At 29.5% G+C, this 17,138-nt stretch carries 23 protein-coding genes and 2 tRNA genes; 8 read left to right on the top strand and 17 right to left on the bottom strand.

Annotation, left to right across the window (positions count from 1 at the left end; all coding sequences use genetic code 11):
* Nucleotide 1: 1 nt before the first annotated feature.
* Genes rplV through rpsJ form a run of 7 tightly spaced genes read right to left on the bottom strand, consistent with a single transcriptional unit; the run spans nt 2 to nt 3,292 of the window.
* Nucleotides 2-376: a 50S ribosomal protein L22 gene (rplV, locus tag CVOLT_RS00320; RefSeq protein WP_039664930.1), complete on the bottom strand. Its 375-nt coding sequence runs from the start codon at nt 374-376 to the stop codon at nt 2-4.
* Between the two features lie 10 nt (nt 377-386).
* Nucleotides 387-668 (bottom strand): 30S ribosomal protein S19, encoded by a 282-nt coding sequence (gene rpsS, locus CVOLT_RS00315; RefSeq protein WP_039664929.1) that lies wholly within the window; start codon nt 666-668, stop codon nt 387-389.
* A 1-nt stretch (nt 669) separates the two neighbouring features.
* Nucleotides 670-1,500: a 50S ribosomal protein L2 gene (gene rplB, locus CVOLT_RS00310; protein WP_039664928.1), complete on the bottom strand. Its 831-nt coding sequence runs from the start codon at nt 1,498-1,500 to the stop codon at nt 670-672.
* A gap of 1 nt (nt 1,501) precedes the next feature.
* On the bottom strand, nt 1,502-1,783 hold the full coding sequence (locus tag CVOLT_RS00305) for a 50S ribosomal protein L23 (RefSeq protein WP_039664927.1): 282 nt from the start codon (nt 1,781-1,783) through the stop codon (nt 1,502-1,504).
* A gap of 1 nt (nt 1,784) precedes the next feature.
* Nucleotides 1,785-2,399: a 50S ribosomal protein L4 gene (rplD, locus tag CVOLT_RS00300; RefSeq protein WP_039664926.1), complete on the bottom strand. Its 615-nt coding sequence runs from the start codon at nt 2,397-2,399 to the stop codon at nt 1,785-1,787.
* Complete coding sequence (rplC, locus tag CVOLT_RS00295) at nt 2,396-2,971, bottom strand: 50S ribosomal protein L3 (RefSeq protein WP_039664925.1); 576 nt, start codon at nt 2,969-2,971, stop codon at nt 2,396-2,398. Before rplC ends, rplD begins: the two co-directional genes overlap by 4 nt.
* Nucleotides 2,972-2,980: 9 nt before the next feature.
* Nucleotides 2,981-3,292 carry a 30S ribosomal protein S10 gene (gene rpsJ / locus CVOLT_RS00290; protein ID WP_012660810.1) on the bottom strand — a complete coding sequence of 104 codons (312 nt, stop codon included), beginning with the start codon at nt 3,290-3,292 and terminating at the stop codon, nt 2,981-2,983.
* A 232-nt stretch (nt 3,293-3,524) separates the two neighbouring features.
* Between rpsJ and CVOLT_RS00285 the strand changes: the two genes are divergently transcribed.
* Nucleotides 3,525-3,600: transfer RNA gene (locus tag CVOLT_RS00285), tRNA-Ala, on the top strand.
* Nucleotides 3,601-3,606: 6 nt separating this feature from the next.
* Nucleotides 3,607-4,665, top strand: a complete 1,059-nt coding sequence (locus tag CVOLT_RS00280) for an ATP-binding protein (protein WP_039664924.1) — start codon at nt 3,607-3,609, stop codon at nt 4,663-4,665.
* Here the strand turns inward: CVOLT_RS00280 and CVOLT_RS00275 are convergent.
* From CVOLT_RS00275 to coaE, 3 genes are read right to left on the bottom strand one after another with little or no spacing between them, the layout of a single operon-like run.
* Nucleotides 4,662-5,369 carry a glucosaminidase domain-containing protein gene (locus CVOLT_RS00275; protein ID WP_039664923.1) on the bottom strand — a complete coding sequence of 236 codons (708 nt, stop codon included), beginning with the start codon at nt 5,367-5,369 and terminating at the stop codon, nt 4,662-4,664. The genes CVOLT_RS00280 and CVOLT_RS00275 overlap by 4 nt on opposite strands.
* On the bottom strand, nt 5,341-6,093 hold the full coding sequence (dapF, locus tag CVOLT_RS00270) for a diaminopimelate epimerase (RefSeq protein WP_039664922.1): 753 nt from the start codon (nt 6,091-6,093) through the stop codon (nt 5,341-5,343). Before dapF ends, CVOLT_RS00275 begins: the two co-directional genes overlap by 29 nt.
* On the bottom strand, nt 6,094-6,684 hold the full coding sequence (gene coaE / locus CVOLT_RS00265; RefSeq protein WP_039664921.1) for a dephospho-CoA kinase: 591 nt from the start codon (nt 6,682-6,684) through the stop codon (nt 6,094-6,096).
* 56 nt (nt 6,685-6,740) lie between these two features.
* Here coaE and purM point away from each other — a divergent pair, with 56 nt between their 5' ends.
* Nucleotides 6,741-7,730, top strand: coding sequence for a phosphoribosylformylglycinamidine cyclo-ligase (gene purM / locus CVOLT_RS00260; protein WP_039664920.1), 990 nt, complete (start codon nt 6,741-6,743; stop codon nt 7,728-7,730).
* A 29-nt stretch (nt 7,731-7,759) separates the two neighbouring features.
* Here the strand turns inward: purM and sodB are convergent, their stop codons facing one another.
* The 4 genes from sodB to CVOLT_RS00240 form a co-directional block, all read right to left on the bottom strand.
* Nucleotides 7,760-8,413 carry a superoxide dismutase [Fe] gene (gene sodB, locus CVOLT_RS00255; RefSeq protein WP_039664919.1) on the bottom strand — a complete coding sequence of 218 codons (654 nt, stop codon included), beginning with the start codon at nt 8,411-8,413 and terminating at the stop codon, nt 7,760-7,762.
* 67 nt (nt 8,414-8,480) lie between these two features.
* The gene (gene nrdG / locus CVOLT_RS00250) at nt 8,481-8,990 is read right to left on the bottom strand and encodes an anaerobic ribonucleoside-triphosphate reductase activating protein (protein WP_039664918.1); all 510 of its coding nucleotides are present in this window, start codon (nt 8,988-8,990) and stop codon (nt 8,481-8,483) included.
* The gene (locus tag CVOLT_RS00245) at nt 8,962-11,037 is read right to left on the bottom strand and encodes an anaerobic ribonucleoside triphosphate reductase (RefSeq protein ID WP_235362401.1); all 2,076 of its coding nucleotides are present in this window, start codon (nt 11,035-11,037) and stop codon (nt 8,962-8,964) included. Before CVOLT_RS00245 ends, nrdG begins: the two co-directional genes overlap by 29 nt.
* Before the next feature lie 200 nt (nt 11,038-11,237).
* Nucleotides 11,238-11,312: transfer RNA gene (locus tag CVOLT_RS00240), tRNA-Glu, on the bottom strand.
* Nucleotides 11,313-11,431: 119 nt separating this feature from the next.
* Here CVOLT_RS00240 and CVOLT_RS00235 point away from each other — a divergent pair.
* Nucleotides 11,432-11,992, top strand: a complete 561-nt coding sequence (locus CVOLT_RS00235) for a manganese efflux pump MntP (protein ID WP_039664917.1) — start codon at nt 11,432-11,434, stop codon at nt 11,990-11,992.
* Here CVOLT_RS00235 and CVOLT_RS00230 read toward each other — a convergent pair.
* Nucleotides 11,989-12,747 (bottom strand): exodeoxyribonuclease III, encoded by a 759-nt coding sequence (locus CVOLT_RS00230; RefSeq protein WP_039664916.1) that lies wholly within the window; start codon nt 12,745-12,747, stop codon nt 11,989-11,991. The two genes, CVOLT_RS00235 and CVOLT_RS00230, sit on opposite strands and share 4 nt — an antisense overlap.
* Nucleotides 12,748-12,845: 98 nt before the next feature.
* On the opposite strand from CVOLT_RS00230, the gene CVOLT_RS00225 reads away from it, so the two are divergent.
* Genes CVOLT_RS00225 through pyrC form a run of 4 tightly spaced genes read left to right on the top strand, consistent with a single transcriptional unit; the run spans nt 12,846 to nt 15,984 of the window.
* Nucleotides 12,846-14,396, top strand: coding sequence for a phosphoethanolamine transferase (locus tag CVOLT_RS00225; protein WP_039664915.1), 1,551 nt, complete (start codon nt 12,846-12,848; stop codon nt 14,394-14,396).
* Entirely contained in the window at nt 14,393-14,755 is a 363-nt protein-coding gene (locus tag CVOLT_RS00220) for a diacylglycerol kinase (RefSeq protein WP_039664914.1), read from the top strand. Before CVOLT_RS00225 ends, CVOLT_RS00220 begins: the two co-directional genes overlap by 4 nt.
* The gene (locus tag CVOLT_RS00215; protein ID WP_039664913.1) at nt 14,748-14,978 is read left to right on the top strand and encodes a DeoR family transcriptional regulator; all 231 of its coding nucleotides are present in this window, start codon (nt 14,748-14,750) and stop codon (nt 14,976-14,978) included. Before CVOLT_RS00220 ends, CVOLT_RS00215 begins: the two co-directional genes overlap by 8 nt.
* 10 nt (nt 14,979-14,988) lie before the next feature.
* Nucleotides 14,989-15,984 (top strand): dihydroorotase, encoded by a 996-nt coding sequence (pyrC, locus tag CVOLT_RS00210; protein WP_039664912.1) that lies wholly within the window; start codon nt 14,989-14,991, stop codon nt 15,982-15,984.
* A 3-nt stretch (nt 15,985-15,987) separates the two neighbouring features.
* Here the strand turns inward: pyrC and CVOLT_RS00205 are convergent, their stop codons facing one another.
* Nucleotides 15,988-16,683 carry a class I SAM-dependent methyltransferase gene (locus CVOLT_RS00205; protein ID WP_039664911.1) on the bottom strand — a complete coding sequence of 232 codons (696 nt, stop codon included), beginning with the start codon at nt 16,681-16,683 and terminating at the stop codon, nt 15,988-15,990.
* Nucleotides 16,683-17,030: a Fur family transcriptional regulator gene (locus CVOLT_RS00200; RefSeq protein WP_039664910.1), complete on the bottom strand. Its 348-nt coding sequence runs from the start codon at nt 17,028-17,030 to the stop codon at nt 16,683-16,685. The genes CVOLT_RS00205 and CVOLT_RS00200 overlap by 1 nt, the downstream gene beginning before the upstream one ends.
* Nucleotides 17,031-17,138 lie beyond the last annotated feature (108 nt).

Below are 17,138 nucleotides of genomic sequence, written 5' to 3'. Positions count from 1 at the left end.
ATTAGCTTTCCTTTTTCACTGATGCTTTTTTAGCTTTTGTGGTTTTTTCAGCACTTGCTTCTACCTTGCTAACTTCTACTAAAATATGTGAAGTTGGCTTTCTAATACGACTAGCACTTCCTCTAGCTCTTGGTCTAAATCTTTTTAAAACTGCACCAGCATCAACACGACAACTTGAAACAATCACTTCATTTGCTTCAAATCCACCATTTACAACAGCACTTGAAATAGCATTTGCTATAAATTTAGCACCCTTGTTTGGCATAAATTTTAAGCTTGCTAATGCAAGTTCAGCATTCATACCTTGAACTTCCCTAGCTATCAATCTCGCTTTAGTTGGAGATAATCTTATGAATTTAATCAATGCTCTACTCATAAATTTCCCCTTACTTACCTATTTTTTTCTGAACAGAGCCTTTATGACCCTTAAATGTTCTAGTAGGTGCAAATTCACCTAATTTATAACCAATATGATTTTCAGTTATATAAACAGGTATAAAACTTTTACCATTATGCACATTAAAAGTTAAACCTATCATATCAGGTATAATAGTGCTGCGTCTTGACCAAGTTTTAATTGGCTTACCATCGTTAGCTTTTTTAGCAGCGATGACTTTTTTCATTACATGGTCATCAACAAAAGGACCTTTTTTTAGTGACCTAGCCATCTTACTTTCCTTTTCTTCTTGAAATTATTAGCTTATCGCTAGCTTTTTTACGGCGAGTTTTTGCACCTTTAGTTGGTTTACCCCAAGGAGTAACTGGATGACGACCTGAATTTTTCTTACCTTCACCACCACCATGTGGGTGATCTACTGGGTTCATTGCACTACCTCTAGTTTGCGGACGAATACCTCTGTGGCGATTTCTTCCTGCTTTACCGATAGTCACATTTGACCATTCTTCATTCCCAACTTCACCAATACTTGCCATACATTCAGCTAAAACTTGTCTCATTTCACCACTTGCAAGTCTTAAGATAACATATTTTTCTTCTTTACCCATAAGTTGTGCATATGCTCCAGCTGAACGAATCATTTGTCCGCCTTTACCTGGTTTTAATTCTATATTATGCACTATAGTACCTACTGGGATATTTCTAAGTTTCATTGCGTTGCCTGGTTTAATATCAAGACCACTTTCAGCAGCACAAACAATATCACCAACACCCAAACCTTTTGGCTGTAAGATGTATCTTTTTTCGCCATCTTTATAAGAAATCAAAGCTATACGACAATTTCTATATGGATCATACTCAATAGCTTCAACTTTACCTTCAATGCCAAATTTTCTTCTTTTAAAATCTATAATTCTATAAAGTTTTTTAGCACCTGCTTCTTTATGACGGCTTGTGATTCTACCATTATTGTTACGACCCGCATGTGCTGGAAGTTTTACAAGCAATGAGCGAACACTAGCTTTTGCTGTAATATCTTCAGAGCTTACGCCTGTGATATATCTTCTACTTGGAGTATATGGTTTATATGTTTTAATTGCCATCTTATGCCTCCGAATTTTCTAAGCTTACACCTTCTGGTAGCTTAACATAGAATTTTTTAAAGCTATTTCTTTGACCTTCACGACCTCTAAAACGCTTTACTTTTCCATCCATTTTTAAAGAATTAATTCTTACTGGAGTTACACCAAAATATTCTTTTAAAACTTCTTTTAGACCATTTTTAGTCATTTTTGGAGAAGTTTGAATCACTACAACACCTTGTTCTTGAAGGCTTAAACTTTTTTCAGTGTAAAGTATTGTTTTTATATCAGTAATATCTGCCATTTTAACCCTCTTTTACGATAGATTCAAGTGCTGCTTTTTCAATAATAACAGCCTTAAATACAGATATTAAATAAGCATTTACTTCGCTTATATCAACAACATAGCAATTTGCTAAGTTTCTAAAAGCAAGAAATGTTTTTTCATCTAGCAAGTCTTTTACTATCAAAGCATCTTTTAAGCCAAGCTTTTTAATAACTGCATTTGCATCTTTTGTTTTACCGCTTTCAATATTTAAGCTATCTACTACAAATAATGTATTATTGTTAGCCTTGTCAGCCAATGCTCTTTCAAGAGCCAAGCGTTTTTGTTTTTTATTAACTTTTTGAAAATAATTGCGATTGTTTGTAGGACCAAATGCTACAGCACCACCAACCCAAACATTTGTTCTTGTTGAACCAGCTCTTGCACCACCACGACCTTTTTGTCTCCATGGTTTTTTACCACCACCGCTTACATCGCTTCTGCCTTTAGTATGAGCAGTATTTGCTCTAAGGCTAGCAAGATAAGATTTTACATATAAGTAAAGGTTGTGAGGATTAACTTCTGCATATTTTGCAGGAAGATCGAGTTCACTAGCTTTTTCAAATTTATCATTTAAAACAGTTACTTTACTCATTTTGCAATCCTTATTTTACCCATAGCACCATTATGTCCTGGAACTGCACCTTTAACAACTAAAATTCCATTTTCTTCATCAAACGATACTATTTCATTTTTCACAGTAACTTTTACATTACCATAGTGTCCTGCCATTTTCATACCTGGTTGAACACGACCTGGCCATTCGCGGTTACCAATTGATCCATGTCTTCTGTGGAATCTTGAACCATGACTTGCAGGACCACCAGCAAAACCATGTCTTTTTACAACCCCACTATAACCTCTACCTTTAGAATTAAAACTTACTTTTAAAATTGAAGCTTCTTTTAAAGGATTAAGATCAATATCACCTGCTTGTGTATTTGCTACTTCTAAAGAAGCAAATCTATTAAATTCTGTTGAAAGATTGTATTTTTTTTGCTGACCAGCTATACATTTATTATTTGTTTTGCCTTTTACATAAGCAACTAAAGCTTTCCCATTTTCTACTTCACATACTTTAGTTTGAACAAGTTTAAGTAAGGTTACAGGAATGCTTGGTGTGTTGATTGTTCTACTCATACCAATTTTTTCTACAATGTATTCCATATTCTATCCTTATTTACCCATAGCTCTTACTTCAACATTGACCTCTGGAGCCAAGTCAAGCTTAGTAAGTGAATCTACTGTATCTGGAGTAGCTGCTACTATATCAAGCATACGAGCATGAATTCTCATTTCAAATTGTTCGCGTGAATCTTTATTAATATGCGGAGATTTCAAAACTGTATATCTTTTTATTTTTGTAGGCATTGGCACTGGACCTCTAATGTCCGCACCTGTTCTTTTGACAGCTTCTACAATTGCTGCAACTGTGCGATCTAGAACTCTGTGGTCATAAGCTTTTAGCTTAAGCCTGATTCTTTCCATATTTTTTCCTTTGTAAAGAACTCGTTAGATTTGATGTAAATCTAACCACCATATAAAAATGATTGGAAAATTATATAAAATAGCATTTTGAAAGTCAAGAAATAATATAATTTTTTTGTATTTTTATCCTTATAAAAAGGAAAAAAGATTTTTATATAAAAATACAATCATTTAAGAAAATATAAGCTACGATATATTATCATTACTTAATTTTTTAAATTTTTAAGAAAGAGGGGCATTAGCTCAGCTGGGAGAGCACAACGCTGGCAGCGTTGGGGTCAGCGGTTCGAGCCCGCTATGCTCCACCATAAATTATGAAATTACTGCATTATTTTTATGATAATTATCCAAAAATTCAGCATTTTAACGAAAGAAAAATTCAAATTCAAACCAATAAAAATTTTATTTTAAAAGGCGGTTTTGCTAGTGGTAAAAAAAATTTAATCTTAAATTTTTTATCTTTTTATAAACACGAAAAAATACTTTTTATAGATTGTGCTGATTTAAGATTTGATAAAAATAGCTTATTGCATTTAAATTCATTTTTGACTTATAATCCTCAAATTCAATTTTTAGCTCTTTGCAATTTTTATCATGATTTTGATTTTAATACTTTAAAACATCTTAATTTACAAATCATCATAAGCACCACCAATGCAAATTTAACGATAGATTCTTTTGAAGAAATTCATTTAGATTTTTTAGATTTTGAAGAATTTTTAAGTTTAAATAAAAAATATAGCGACATAAAAACCATGGTGAGTTATTTTTTACAAACTGGAAGAAGTATTTTAAATCAAAATCAAGACATAGATTTTTTTTACCTAAAAAGTTTTTACACCCCATTAGAACTAAATATTTTAAAACTCATAGCCTTGAATATTTCTAGTGAATTTAGCATCAATGATTTGTTTAAAACTTTAAAAAATGATATCAAAATATCTAAAGATACTTTATATAAAAGCATATCAATACTAGAGCAAAATTACACTTTGTATTTTGTAAAAAATTATGAAAAAAATTTAAAAAAAGTATATTTTTGGGATTTTTCTTTAAAAAATTTATTAAGCATACAAAAAGATTTTAAGGCCTTGTTTGAAAATTTGGTATTGAATGAATTGTTTAAATTTAAAAAAGAAATTTATTACACAAAAAATTTTGATTTTTATATACCTTCAATAAAATACGCTTTTTTGTGCTCACCTTTCAAAGATAAAGATTTAATCTTACTAAAAGTTAAAAAAATACTCAACAAAAATCAACTCCAATTATCATCAATATACATCATAACTCTTTCTCAATATGAAGAAATTTTCATCAATGGGGTAAGAGTTTTATTATTACCATTTGATGAATGGGCTTTGGGAATTTAGTCTAATTTATCAAGTTGATGTTTTTCAATAATTGATAAAATTAATTGTGTATATTTACCCTTAATTTCAGAATATTTTTCCAAATGCGTTGCAGCTTCTTTACCATCTAATTTCTCATTTTTTTCTAAAGCACCTTGACGCCAAGTGCGAAATTCTTCATAAGCAAAATGACGATTTAAATTTAACACATAAGAATCCACACTTTCTTGCAAAGTATCAAAAATTCGAATTTTATGAGTTTTTCCTGCTTCTCTGTTTTTAGGCACTAAACCTTTATCCCCCCAAGTCCATTCTCCAAAAAGATTATTTGCTTCTTTAGCAAAACGACTAGTTCCAGTCGCACTTTCTATGATAGCTTGAGCTATGGCTAATGATTTTGGGACTTTTTGAATTCTTTTTTTAAATTCTTCAATATCGTATAAATTTTTAATGCGATATTTTTCTTTTAAATTGTTTAGTCTAGCTAAAGCATTAGAATTTAGATTTCTAAAATTAGATTTTAAAGCTTCATTAAAAAAACTATCTACAAATTTTTGCTCTTCTTCAATACTTTTAAAAGATTCATCAAGCAAGGTATTAATTTTTCCTATAAAAACTTCTCGTTTTTGATCCATATCTAAAGCGTAAAAACTAGGATCAAATCCTGGCACAAATTCAGCTTTTAAAAAAACACAACTAATGAGAAAAATTATAATTAACTTCAAAACAGCATTTTACCTTTCCCTTGAAAAATATCTGACCATCTTCTAATCTAAAAAACAACTCCTCATCACTTTTTGGTTTAACCATGACTTTATCTTTTATTTTTTTATTCAACCAAGCCAAATAAAAACAAGCTCCCATTCCAGTGCCACAAGCTAAAGTTTCACTTTCAACACCGCGTTCAAAAGTTCTTACTCTTAATAAATCCTCATCTTCGATCTTTGCAAAATTAACATTAGCATTATATTTTCTACGGAGTTCTCTACACAAATCCTCATCAAATTCTTCTAAATTTTCTACAAAAGTAACAAGATGAGGCACTCCTGTATCGCACATTTGCCATTTTCTATGTTTGTATTCAAAAGGATCTTTTACATTTTTGACACTACTTAATCTAATTTCAACTATATCATTTTCTACATGTGATTTGATCAATCCTGCGCCTGTTATGAAATTTAAATATTGAGATTTTTTTAAAAAATGATGTGCAAAATGTGCTGCAGCCCTTGAACCATTTCCACACATACTTGCTTCGCTTCCATCACAATTATAAAACTGCCATTCAAAATCATACCTATCATGTGGAATCACCACTATAAGACCATCAGCGCCTATGCCTTCATAACGATTACAAAGAATTTGAGCTAATTTTTTTCTATCTTTTTTTTCAGTATCTGTAAATACTACAAAATCATTTCCACTAGCACAATACTTATAATATTTCATCTAAAAAACCTTTAAGCTATGTTGTAACAAATTTAACACATTTTTTTCAAACATTTCGTAACTAGAATTATTTTCTACAATATAATCTGCAATTTTTTTCTTATCTTCTATATCCATTTGCAAATTTATTCTTTTTAAGGCTTGTGATTTGTCTATATTTTCTCTGCTCATTAACCTTTGGATCAAAAGATCTTTTGGAGTATATATTAAAATGCTTTTTCCTAAACCTTGATAATGATCATTTTCAAAAAACAAAGGGAGTTCTATGAAAAAAGCTTTGTTTAATTCATCCAATTTTTTAGCTTGTTTTAAAATTTCTTGTTTGATTTTTGGATGAAGATATTCTTCTAACTTTTTCTTAGAAAGATTATCATTAAAAACTATATTTCCTAGTTTTTTTCTATCTATTTTTCCATCTATTATTAAAGTATAATCATTAAAAATTTTTGCTATATCATGAGAGTGTTCGTTTAATAATTCATGAGCAATTTCATCTGCATTTATAGCGCAAAAACCTAATTTTTTAACTATTTTTATAAAACTTGATTTTCCACCTGCTATACTTGAAGTCACAAAGTAAGCATTTTTCATAATTTAACCTTAAAAATTTTTAGTTAAAATACATTCAAATTCTTAAAGGAAAGTAAATGGCTATAAGTTATAAAGATGCTGGAGTAAGTATTGATGATGGCAATGATTTTGTAAAAGCAATAAAGCCTTTAGCAAAAGAAACTTTTAATGAAAATGTCTTAGGCGATATAGGTTCTTTTTCTGGTGCTTTTGCTATGCCTCAAGGATTTAAAAATCCTGTTATGCTAGCAGCTACTGATGGGGTTGGGACAAAACTTCGTCTTGCTATCGATACTCAAATGTATGATGGCATAGGTGAGGATTTGGTAGCAATGTGTGTAAATGATCTCATTTGTAATTTTGCAACTCCTTTATTTTTTTTAGATTATTATGCAAGTGCAAAATTAGATATAAAAGTAGCAAAAAAAGTTATAGCTAGTATAGTAAATGGGTGCAAAAAAGCAAATTGTGCTCTAATAGGTGGAGAAACTGCTGAAATGCCAAGTATGTATCATGGAAAAGATTTTGATTTAGCGGGATTTGCAGTAGGCATGGCAGAAAAAGAAGAAATAGATAGAAGAAATTTTGTAAAAAATGGAGACATCTTGCTTGCTTTAGCTAGCAGTGGGCTTCACTCAAATGGGTATTCTTTAGCTAGAAAAGTTTTATTTGAAAAGCAACGGCTAAAATTTGATGATAAAATCGATGGAAAAAATATTATTGATATTTTACTTGAACCTACAAAAATTTATGTTCAAGATTTTTTAAAATTAAAACCTTTTATTAATACTCTTGCGCATATTACAGGCGGAGGCTTAATAGAAAATTTACCACGAATTTTTCCAAAAGGCATGGGAGCAATCATCAGAAAACATCATCTAAAAACCCCAGAAATTTTTTACCAAATAGGGCAAGATGTTTATGAAGATGAAATGTATAGAACATTTAATATGGGGGTTGGATTAGTAATGGCTGTGAGTCCTTGCAATGTTGGAAAAGTTTTAGAAAATTCAAACGCTTTTATTATAGGTGAAGTAGTATTAAATGAAAAAATTGTATTAGAATAATCTCTTAGAAAAAATCTAAGAGATTATTTTTATTTTACAGGGTGTAGTTCATTTGCATAAAAACTTACTGAATTCATACCTTCTTTAATAGCCCACTCATAAGCCTTAGATACAAATTCCCAGTTAATATGTGCATAAAATTTATCTAAATACGCAGGACGAGCATTGCGGTGATCAACATAATATGCGTGCTCCCATACATCTACTACTAAAAGTGGAATTTTATCTTCAGTAATAGGCGTAGCAGCATTGCTAGTAGCAACTAATTCTAATTTTTGATTTTGAGTATTATAAACTAGCCAAAACCAACCTGAACCAAATAAAGTCGTAGCACCTTTAATGAATTCTTCTTTTAAATTTTCCATTGATCCAAAATCTTTTTCAACCGCTGCTTTAAATGAATCATCCAAAGAACAGCCACAACCAGAGCAAGTTTTTGGTTTTATACAATCAAAATAAAAATCATGATTATAAACTTGAGCAGCATTGTTAAAAATTCCACCATTTGAATTTTTTATAATATAAACTAAATCTTTACCTGCAAATTCAGTATCTTTGATAAGATTATTTAGATTATTTACATAAGTTTGATGGTGTTTGCCATGGTGAAAAGAAAAAGTCTCTGCACTTAAAAAGTCTCCAAAAGCATCTGCTTCATAAGGTAGTTTTCTTAATTCAAACATTTTGTTCTCCTTTTTTAAATTTTATAGCATTCTAACATAGTTAAATTAAAAAAGACTAAATGAGTCTTTATTTTTCAAAAAGTATTACTTTGCCTTGATCTAAGCTTTTTGCTACATCGATAATGCGTTGGTTTTTACTACCTTTAAATTTTAAAGATAAGTCTTTTTGCTCTAAAATAAACTTCCCATCGATTAAAACATCAGCTAAGATAAGCAATTCTTTCTTTGGTTTTTCTTGCAACAACTCTTCATAAGTAAAACCTGTGTATATAGTAAGATCAAGTCCTAAAGCCTTAATGTTCTTTGCTAAAATGCTTAAATTTTTTGCCTGCATAAAAGGCTCTCCGCCACTAAAAGTAACACCTTGAAGCAAAGGATTTTTACAAATATCATCATATAAACTTGCTAAATCTTGCAAATATCCTTTGTTAAAATCGTGCGTTTGTGGATTATGACAAGCTTTGCATTTATGAGGGCATCCTTGAGTAAAAATCACATAACGCAAACCATATCCATCGACTATTGATTCTTTTACAACTCCTGCTAATTTAATCAAAATGGTGCTTAATTCTTGCATGAACTTCAGCTTTTTTAGCATCATTAAAACGATCAAGCGTTCCTACCAAATAACCCGTGATTCTTCTGATGCGTTCAAATTTAATATCATCTTCTTTTCTATGACACTTTGGACAAAACTCATCTATCACGCCACTATAGCCACATACTGGATCTCTATCTAGAGGGAAATTAATCGAGCCATAGCCTATATTGCTTTCTTTCATGCATTTTATAATGCGTTCAAAACTTTCTAAATTCTTACTTACATCGCCATTTAATTCTACATAAGTAATATGCCCACCATTATTTAGCTCATGATATGGGGCTTCTATTTGAATTTTTTCATAGATATTGATAGGAAAATCCACAGGAATATGAAAGGAATTAGTATAAAATTCTTTATCAGTTATGCCTTTTAAAATGCCGTATTTTTTTTGATCTAGCTTTAAAAACCTTCCACTTAAACCCTCAGCTGGAGTAGCTATGAGTGAAAAATTCAGTTTATCTTTACGCGCTTTTTCATCGATAAATTCACGCATAAAACGCACGATTTGTAAGCCAAGCTCCCTTGCTTCTTGACTTTGTCCATGATGAGAACCTGCTAAAGCTATTAAACTCTCACAAAGTCCTATATAACCTATAGCTAAAGTCCCGTGTGCAATAACTTTTTCTACACTATCATTTTCTTTTAAAGTATCTGAATCTATCCAAACTCCCTCGCCCATTAAAAATGGGAAATTTTTAGCCTTTTTTAGACTTTGAATTTTATATCTATGAAGTAATTGCTCATACACAAGCTCTAATTTTTCTTTTAAAAGTGAGTAAAAAAGCTCTAAATTTCCTTTAGCTTCTATAGCTAAACGCACAAGGTTTATACTTGTAAAGCTTAAATTTCCCCTGCCGCTTGTGATTTCTTTGCTCTCATCATAAACATTTGCCATAACCCTAGTTCTACAACCCATATAAGCTACTTCGCTATTATAATCGCCCTTTTTATAGTATTTTACATTAAAACTTGCATCTAAAAAGCTAAAATTTGGAAAAAGTCTTTTAGAAGCGCATTCTATAGCAAGCTTAAAAAGCTTATAGTTTGGATCTGTTTCATTATAATTAACACCCTCTTTTACTTTAAAAATTTGCACAGGGAAAATCGGTGTTTCGCCATTTCCTAAACCTCTCATCGTAGCTTTGAGTAAATTTTCTATCACCATTTGCCCTTCAAAAGAAGTATCGGTACCATAATTTAGCGTACTAAAAGGCACTTGGGCTCCTGCTCTTGAGTTCATAGTATTAAGATTATGTATTAAAGCTTCCATAGCTTGAAAAGTCGCATCTTGAGTTTGCTTTAATGCTCTTTTATAAGCATAAGCGTTTGCTTGTTTTAAAAAATTCTCATCGCTATTTAAATCAAGCTTTAAAAGCTCTTTGAAGCATTCTTTTTCGCTTGAAACTTGAAAATTAGCATTTTTAAAGCATTGCTCATCCAAACTTTGCTCTAATTTTATTTCAAAAAAAGCATTTATAGCCTTTTTATACTCTTTTTGAAAAGTCTTTGCCACGCCTTTTGCCATAGCAAAATCAAAATTGGGTATAGATTGACCCCCATGCATCTCATTTTGATTAGCCTGTAAGGCAATACATGCTAAACTTGCATAAGATCGTATATCATTTGGTTCTCTTAAGCTTCCATGTCCTGTGCTAAAACCATTTTCAAAAAGCTTTAACAAGTCTATTTGACAGCAAGTTTGTGTTAGCATATAAAAATCTTTATCGTGTATGTGTATATCGCCGTTTTTGTGTGCATTTGCGATATGTTTTGGCAAAATACACTCATCTACATAGTATTTTGCTCCTTCTGAGCCATATTTTAACATCATACCCATAGCGCTATCTGAATTAATATTTGCATTTTCTCTTTTTAAATCAGCTTCTTTAGAATCTTTAAAAGTTAAATCATCATACACACTAAGTAAGCAATCATTTAAATTTTTATTTTGTTTTTTAAGATTTAATTCATCTAAACTAATACCACACTCATCTTCTTGCATAAGAAATTTTATCTTCATAAAAATTTTCCTAAAAAATAATCTCTAAGCACTATCATATAGCACTTTAAAAAAGTTAAGTGTAGTACAAAAACTTGATGAAAAACTTAAAAAAATTGATAAAAAATCACACCTTTTTTGTATCAAATAAAGCCTAAGCCCGATAAGATAATCTTGTATAAAGTATATAAAAATTTTGATTTTATTTAGTAGTAAAAAAGTGGTGACCCATACGAGACTCGAACTCGTGTTACCGCCGTGAAAGGGCGATGTCCTAACCGCTAGACGAATGGGCCAATTTTGTAATAGAATTTAAAAAATTAAAATTATATGTATTTTTTACTTAATAAATGATTAATTTTATATTTTCACATAACTAAGATATAATAACTCTTTTTTTATCAAGGAAAGATTAATGGATATTTTAAGTTTGATTATTTTATCTTTTGCCCTAGCTGCAGATGCTTTTGCAGTTTCATTATGTAAAGGATTTAGCGTAAAAGAATTAAAACTCAAACATTACTTAATAGTTGGATTATATTTTGGTGGTTTTCAAGCTTTAATGCCTGCTATTGGATATATTTTAGGTTCTTCTTTTGGTTCTTTTGTAGAAAAAATTGATCATTGGGTTACTTTTGTTCTCCTTAGTATCATCGGTGGCAAAATGATTAAAGAATCTTTAGAAAAAGATCATTGTAAAGAAAATTCAAATTTATTTGACTTTAAAACTATGATAGCTCTTGGAGTTGCAACGAGCATTGATGCGCTTGCAGTTGGAGTAAGTTTTGCTTTTTTAAAAGTAAATTTACTAATAGCATTGCTATCTATAGGTTTAATTACTTTTATAATGTGTGTTTTGGCTTTAAAAATAGGTAATAAATTCGGCACTTATCTTAAAAACAAAGCCGAATTTATAGGTGGTGCTATTTTAATTATTCTAGCGATTAAAATTTTATTGGAACACTTATACTTTTAAATGTCTATTTCAATCCCTACAGGAGCATGATCTGAACCAAAAATATCATCTCTTATAAAAGCATTTTTAAGTTTATCTTTTAAGCCATTAGAAATGAAAAAATAATCAATTCTCCAGCCTACATTTCTTTCTCTTGCCTTCATTCTATAACTCCACCAAGAGTATTTTTCTTTTATATCACCATTTATATATCTAAAAGTATCAATAAATCCAAGCTTTAAAAGCTCATCTATCCAAGCTCTTTCTATGGGTAAAAACCCTGAAGTTTTTTCATTTGCTTTTGGATGGGTTAGATCTATCTCGCAATGAGCTGTATTTACATCTCCGCATATTATAATTTCCTTACCTTCTTTTAAAAGCTTATCTAAATATACTAAAAAATCATTATAAAATTTCATTTTAAAATTCAAACGCTCTTCATCTTTTTGACCATTTGGAAAATATATATTAAATAAAACTATATTTTTAAATCTATGTTCTAAAACCCTACCTTCATCATCATCAAAAAATTCACATTTTTTAACTTCGCTATCAAAATTACACAAACTCATAACACCAGAATATCCAGCTCTTTTAGCGCTATTAAAATACATATGCTTAAAATCATACTCATAAATTTTTTTAGGAAATTTTTCTTCATGCGCTTTAATCTCTTGAAAACCTATAAAATCTATATTTTCTTTATCTATCCAATCAAGTGCATTTTTATCACAAATCGCTCTTAAACCATTTATATTCCAAGAAAGTAATTTCATAATAAATCCTTAATTTTACAAAAAGCAAAATCATACCATAAAGGTATTAAATTAACTATTTTAATTTATAATTAATTACACAATTATGAAAGGATTTTATGCAATTTTTTAATATATCTTGGCTTAAATTTGTTCTTTTAAGTGCTATTTATATAACTAGTATCAATTTAAAATTATTTTCTTATATTCATGAAAATTTACACCCTGCTAGCAATGATATTTCCATTGTTTTATATATCATCATATATTTTGCATTGTTAGTTGGGATTTTTGCTCTTTTATTTTTGCCCTATATTAGTAAATTTTTAATGATTTTTTTCATTGGAGTAAGCTCTATTAGTAGTTATTTTATGATAAATTATGGCGTTATAATAGATCATGACATGATAAGAAATGCCGTACAAACTGATCAAAAAGAAGTATCTGATTTGCTTCATTTTAACATCTTTATTTATGTATTTTTTACCTTTTTGCTTCCAACATTTTTAATTATAAAAACTAAAATAAATTATTATAGCTTTAAAAAACATCTAATTGTCAAATTTAGCACTTTAGTTATTGCTTTAGTTATTGCTTTTGGATTACTTGGAATTTTTTCAAAGAGTATTGTGCCTTTTTTAAGAACCTATAACGAAGTAAGAGTTTATAACACTCCTTTTTATCAAATTTATTCAGCAATTAAATACATAAAATTAGAAATCATTCCTAAAAAAGAACTTCAAAAGATAGCATTAGATGCGACATTAGAAAAAGATTTAAACAAAACGATGATTTTGGTAATTGGAGAAACCGCTAGAGCAAATAATTATTCCTTAGGTGGATACACCAAAAATGATACAAATTTTTATACTAAAAACGAACCAAATTTAGTATATTTTAGCCAAGTAAGTTCATGTGGAACTGCTACTGCTAAAAGCTTACCTTGTATATTTTCAAGGCACAAAAGAGCTTCATTTGACAATAGCCTGTATGAAGAAAATGCTCTAGATGTTTTACAAAGAGTTGGGGTGCAAAGCATTTGGCTTGGTAATAATTCTGGGGGTTGCAAAGGAAATTGTGATCGTATTTCAAACAAACTTATATCAAAAGATTATGATGAAAGTTTGCTTGAACTTGTTAAAGAGGCTTTGCAAGATACATCCTCAAGTAAAATCATAGTTGTTCATTTGCAAGGCTCTCATGGACCAGCATATTTTAAACGCTATCCTGATAAATTTAAAAAATTTACTCCAACTTGTGATACAAATGAATTACAAACTTGCTCTCAAGAAGAACTAGCCAATACTTATGATAATACCTTGCTTTATACAGACTTTATCATTAAAAGTCTTATAGATTTACTCAAACAAAGTCCTTTACAAAATGCTTCATTGCTATATGTATCAGATCATGGAGAAAGCTTAGGAGAAAATGGAATTTATCTTCATGGTATGCCATATTTTATAGCACCAAAAGAACAAACTCATATTCCTATGATATTTTGGAGTAAAGACGAAAATTTAAGTGCGAAATTAAAAACACAAAAAGATTTCGTACTTTCTCAAGATAACATTTTTTCAAGTTTGCTTGGATATTTTAATGTCCAAACCAAAGAATATGAAGCAAACTATGACTTATTTAGCAAAAGTTTAAAGGAAAATCCTCAATGAAGCCAAAATACAGCTTATTTAAAAATGCTTCGTATGCATTAAGCGGGATTAAATTTTTACTAAAAGATGAAATGGCTTTTAAAATTGAAAGTATTATCATTTCACCACTTATTATCACAAGCTTTTTTTTACCCATAAGCTTTATAGAACATTTTGTATTGATTTTTGTTTTGATTTTAATCTTGATAGTAGAAGCTTTAAATTCTGCTATAGAAGCTTGTGTAGATCTTTGCACCAATGATTTTCACATCTTAGCTAAAAAGGCTAAAGATTGTGCTAGTGCTGGGGTGTTTTTTAGTGTAGTATTAGCTATAATTACTTGGTGTTTTGTTTTAGCAAAATGGTGGTTTTATGGATGAACGAGTAAAAAAAATATGTGAAAAAATTCATGGTAAAAAACGCTTTGAAATCATAGAATTTTTAGCCATAAATGCTGATGAAAATGGTTTTGTTTTTATCAGCATAGAAGAACTTTGCAAAAGATTAAACACAAGCAAACCAACTATAATCAATACTTTTAAATTTTTAGAAGAAAAATCTTTACTAGAAAAATTAAAAAATGGTTTATATAAACTCAAATAAAGGAGATATTATGACACTTAAAAATCCACTTGATATGCATTTACACTTAAGAGATGAAGAAGTTTTAAATTTAGTAGCTCCATTTAGCGCAAAAGACTTTAAAGCTGGTGTTATAATGCCAAATTTAATAACTCCTTTAACTGATTTAGAAAATTTAAAAGCATATAAACAAAGAATTATAAAAGCTATTAAAAATGAAGATTTTATACCACTTATGACTTTATTTTTTCAAAATTATGATGATAAATTTTTAGAACAAACTAAAGATGAAATTTTTGCTATAAAACTTTATCCTGCTGGTATTACTACAAATTCAGATAATGGAATTTCAAGCTTTGATATAGAAAAGCTAAAACCTACTTTAAACGCAATGAGTGAGCTAAATATACCATTATTAGTTCATGGTGAAACAAATGATTTTGTAATGGATAGAGAAGCAAATTTTGCCAAAATTTATGAAAAATTAGCCACAAATTTTCCTAAATTAAAAATAGTCATGGAACATATTACAACAAAAACTTTATGCGATTTATTAAAAGATTATGAAAATTTATATGCAACCATAACTTTACATCATTTAATCATAACTTTAGATGATGTTATAGGTGGTAAAATGGATCCACATTTATTTTGCAAACCTATAGCAAAACGATATGAAGACAAAGACGCACTTTGCGAGCTTGCTTTTAGCGGATATGAAAAAGTAATGTTTGGAAGCGATAGCGCACCACACCCTATACACACTAAAGAATGCTGTGGTTGTGCAGCTGGAGTATTTAGTGCTCCTGTTATACTGCCTGTTTTGGCTGAGCTTTTTGAAAAAAATTCAAATGAAGAAAATTTACAAAAATTCATAAGTGGCAATGCTTGCAAAATTCATAATCTCAAATTTGAAAAAGAAAAAACCATCACCTTAGAAAAAAATACATGGCAAGTTCCACAAAAATACGGCGATGTAGTGCCTTTTATGGCTGATAAATTTTTAGAATTTAAAACAAAACTATAAAAATTAGCACATTATAAGTTTTATTTTTGATTCTATAATTTCTTCAACATCATCTTTTATAAAAGACTCTAAATCTTGTTTAGTTGCATTAATGCCATTCATACTTAGATGCCATAAAACATTTTCTATAGCACTTTCTTTGCCTCTTTTTGCAACCCTAGTTTCGCTAAAAATTTCAATCTCATAAGGTATATTTTGAGTGTCTAAAAAGCTTTGAAAATCTTTTTTGTAAAAACCTTTAAATTCTGTTTTAAAATGCTCAAATATAGGATCTAAAAGAGTGCTTTTGCGTTTATCTGCCCAACCCAAATAAACTCTTTTTGGTGCTAAATTTAAAAAAGCTTTAAAATCTTCTTCATTTTTTAAGGCTGGAGACATACTCAAAAATGCTAAATCAAATTTCAAAGTATTATTTTTATAAAAATTTTCAAAATCTAAATTTATAGTTTTGATATTATTTATATCATTTTTAAGCGCATCTTCTTTTAAAATTTCAAGCATAGCACTAGCATTATCAACACCTAAAACTTCTTTAGCCTTTTTTGCCAAATGCAAAGTCCAAACACCACTCCCACAGCCAATATCTACTATATTTTTACCATCTAAAGAGCCTATTTTTTCAAAAGTTGCTTTTTGAATTTCATTTAACTCTAAAGAAAATCTTGTGTAAGTTTTTGCTTTTTTATCCCATAAATTCATTATTCATTCTCACATTTTTGACAAATTCCTTTGATCACAACACTTTTTATAGTCCCTTTAACTTTAGGCATTTTTACATCGCTAATCTCATGACACACATCGCATATAAAATGCGCTTTAGCATGATCTGCTAATTCATAAAAACTTTTGCGATCAAGTTGGCTTTTATTGACGATACCTTTTTTTTCAAAAAGCTCCATATTTCTATAAAAGCTAGTTTTATTTGCTTTGAGATTAAATTGATCATAACTTAATGGAGTTTTAGCAAGAGATAAAATTTGCAAAATTTCCACTCGTAAAGTTGTCATAGCAATATCATGTTTTTTTAGCAAATCAATAGCTTCCATAATTTTACCTTAGAAAATAAATGTATTTTACCACAAAAAAAGTTTTATAAATGCAACTTGATTTTTAAGTTGCAACTAAGTTGCATTATATATAATTACGCAAATTTT

Origin of the sequence: Campylobacter volucris, from assembly GCF_008245045.1 — a bacterium.
Lineage (GTDB): Bacteria > Campylobacterota > Campylobacteria > Campylobacterales > Campylobacteraceae > Campylobacter_D > Campylobacter_D volucris.
This window is presented reverse-complemented; position numbering and strand designations above follow the sequence as displayed.

Coding starts and splice junctions, on each gene's coding strand:
- CVOLT_RS00245 (WP_235362401.1), bottom strand. CDS start 11,037: ATGAAGATAAAATTTCTTATGCAAGAAGATGAGTGTGGTATTAGTTTA.
- CVOLT_RS00225 (WP_039664915.1), top strand. CDS start 12,846: ATGCAATTTTTTAATATATCTTGGCTTAAATTTGTTCTTTTAAGTGCT.
- CVOLT_RS00215 (WP_039664913.1), top strand. CDS start 14,748: ATGGATGAACGAGTAAAAAAAATATGTGAAAAAATTCATGGTAAAAAA.
- purM (WP_039664920.1), top strand. CDS start 6,741: ATGGCTATAAGTTATAAAGATGCTGGAGTAAGTATTGATGATGGCAAT.
- CVOLT_RS00230 (WP_039664916.1), bottom strand. CDS start 12,747: ATGAAATTACTTTCTTGGAATATAAATGGTTTAAGAGCGATTTGTGAT.
- rplB (WP_039664928.1), bottom strand. CDS start 1,500: ATGGCAATTAAAACATATAAACCATATACTCCAAGTAGAAGATATATC.
- rplC (WP_039664925.1), bottom strand. CDS start 2,971: ATGGAATACATTGTAGAAAAAATTGGTATGAGTAGAACAATCAACACA.
- CVOLT_RS00235 (WP_039664917.1), top strand. CDS start 11,432: ATGGATATTTTAAGTTTGATTATTTTATCTTTTGCCCTAGCTGCAGAT.
- nrdG (WP_039664918.1), bottom strand. CDS start 8,990: ATGCAAGAATTAAGCACCATTTTGATTAAATTAGCAGGAGTTGTAAAA.
- rplV (WP_039664930.1), bottom strand. CDS start 376: ATGAGTAGAGCATTGATTAAATTCATAAGATTATCTCCAACTAAAGCG.
- rplD (WP_039664926.1), bottom strand. CDS start 2,399: ATGAGTAAAGTAACTGTTTTAAATGATAAATTTGAAAAAGCTAGTGAA.
- CVOLT_RS00220 (WP_039664914.1), top strand. CDS start 14,393: ATGAAGCCAAAATACAGCTTATTTAAAAATGCTTCGTATGCATTAAGC.
- rpsJ (WP_012660810.1), bottom strand. CDS start 3,292: ATGGAAAGAATCAGGCTTAAGCTAAAAGCTTATGACCACAGAGTTCTA.
- CVOLT_RS00205 (WP_039664911.1), bottom strand. CDS start 16,683: ATGAATTTATGGGATAAAAAAGCAAAAACTTACACAAGATTTTCTTTA.
- CVOLT_RS00280 (WP_039664924.1), top strand. CDS start 3,607: ATGAAATTACTGCATTATTTTTATGATAATTATCCAAAAATTCAGCAT.
- dapF (WP_039664922.1), bottom strand. CDS start 6,093: ATGAAATATTATAAGTATTGTGCTAGTGGAAATGATTTTGTAGTATTT.
- sodB (WP_039664919.1), bottom strand. CDS start 8,413: ATGTTTGAATTAAGAAAACTACCTTATGAAGCAGATGCTTTTGGAGAC.
- CVOLT_RS00305 (WP_039664927.1), bottom strand. CDS start 1,783: ATGGCAGATATTACTGATATAAAAACAATACTTTACACTGAAAAAAGT.
- coaE (WP_039664921.1), bottom strand. CDS start 6,684: ATGAAAAATGCTTACTTTGTGACTTCAAGTATAGCAGGTGGAAAATCA.
- CVOLT_RS00200 (WP_039664910.1), bottom strand. CDS start 17,030: ATGGAAGCTATTGATTTGCTAAAAAAACATGATATTGCTATGACAACT.
- pyrC (WP_039664912.1), top strand. CDS start 14,989: ATGACACTTAAAAATCCACTTGATATGCATTTACACTTAAGAGATGAA.
- rpsS (WP_039664929.1), bottom strand. CDS start 668: ATGGCTAGGTCACTAAAAAAAGGTCCTTTTGTTGATGACCATGTAATG.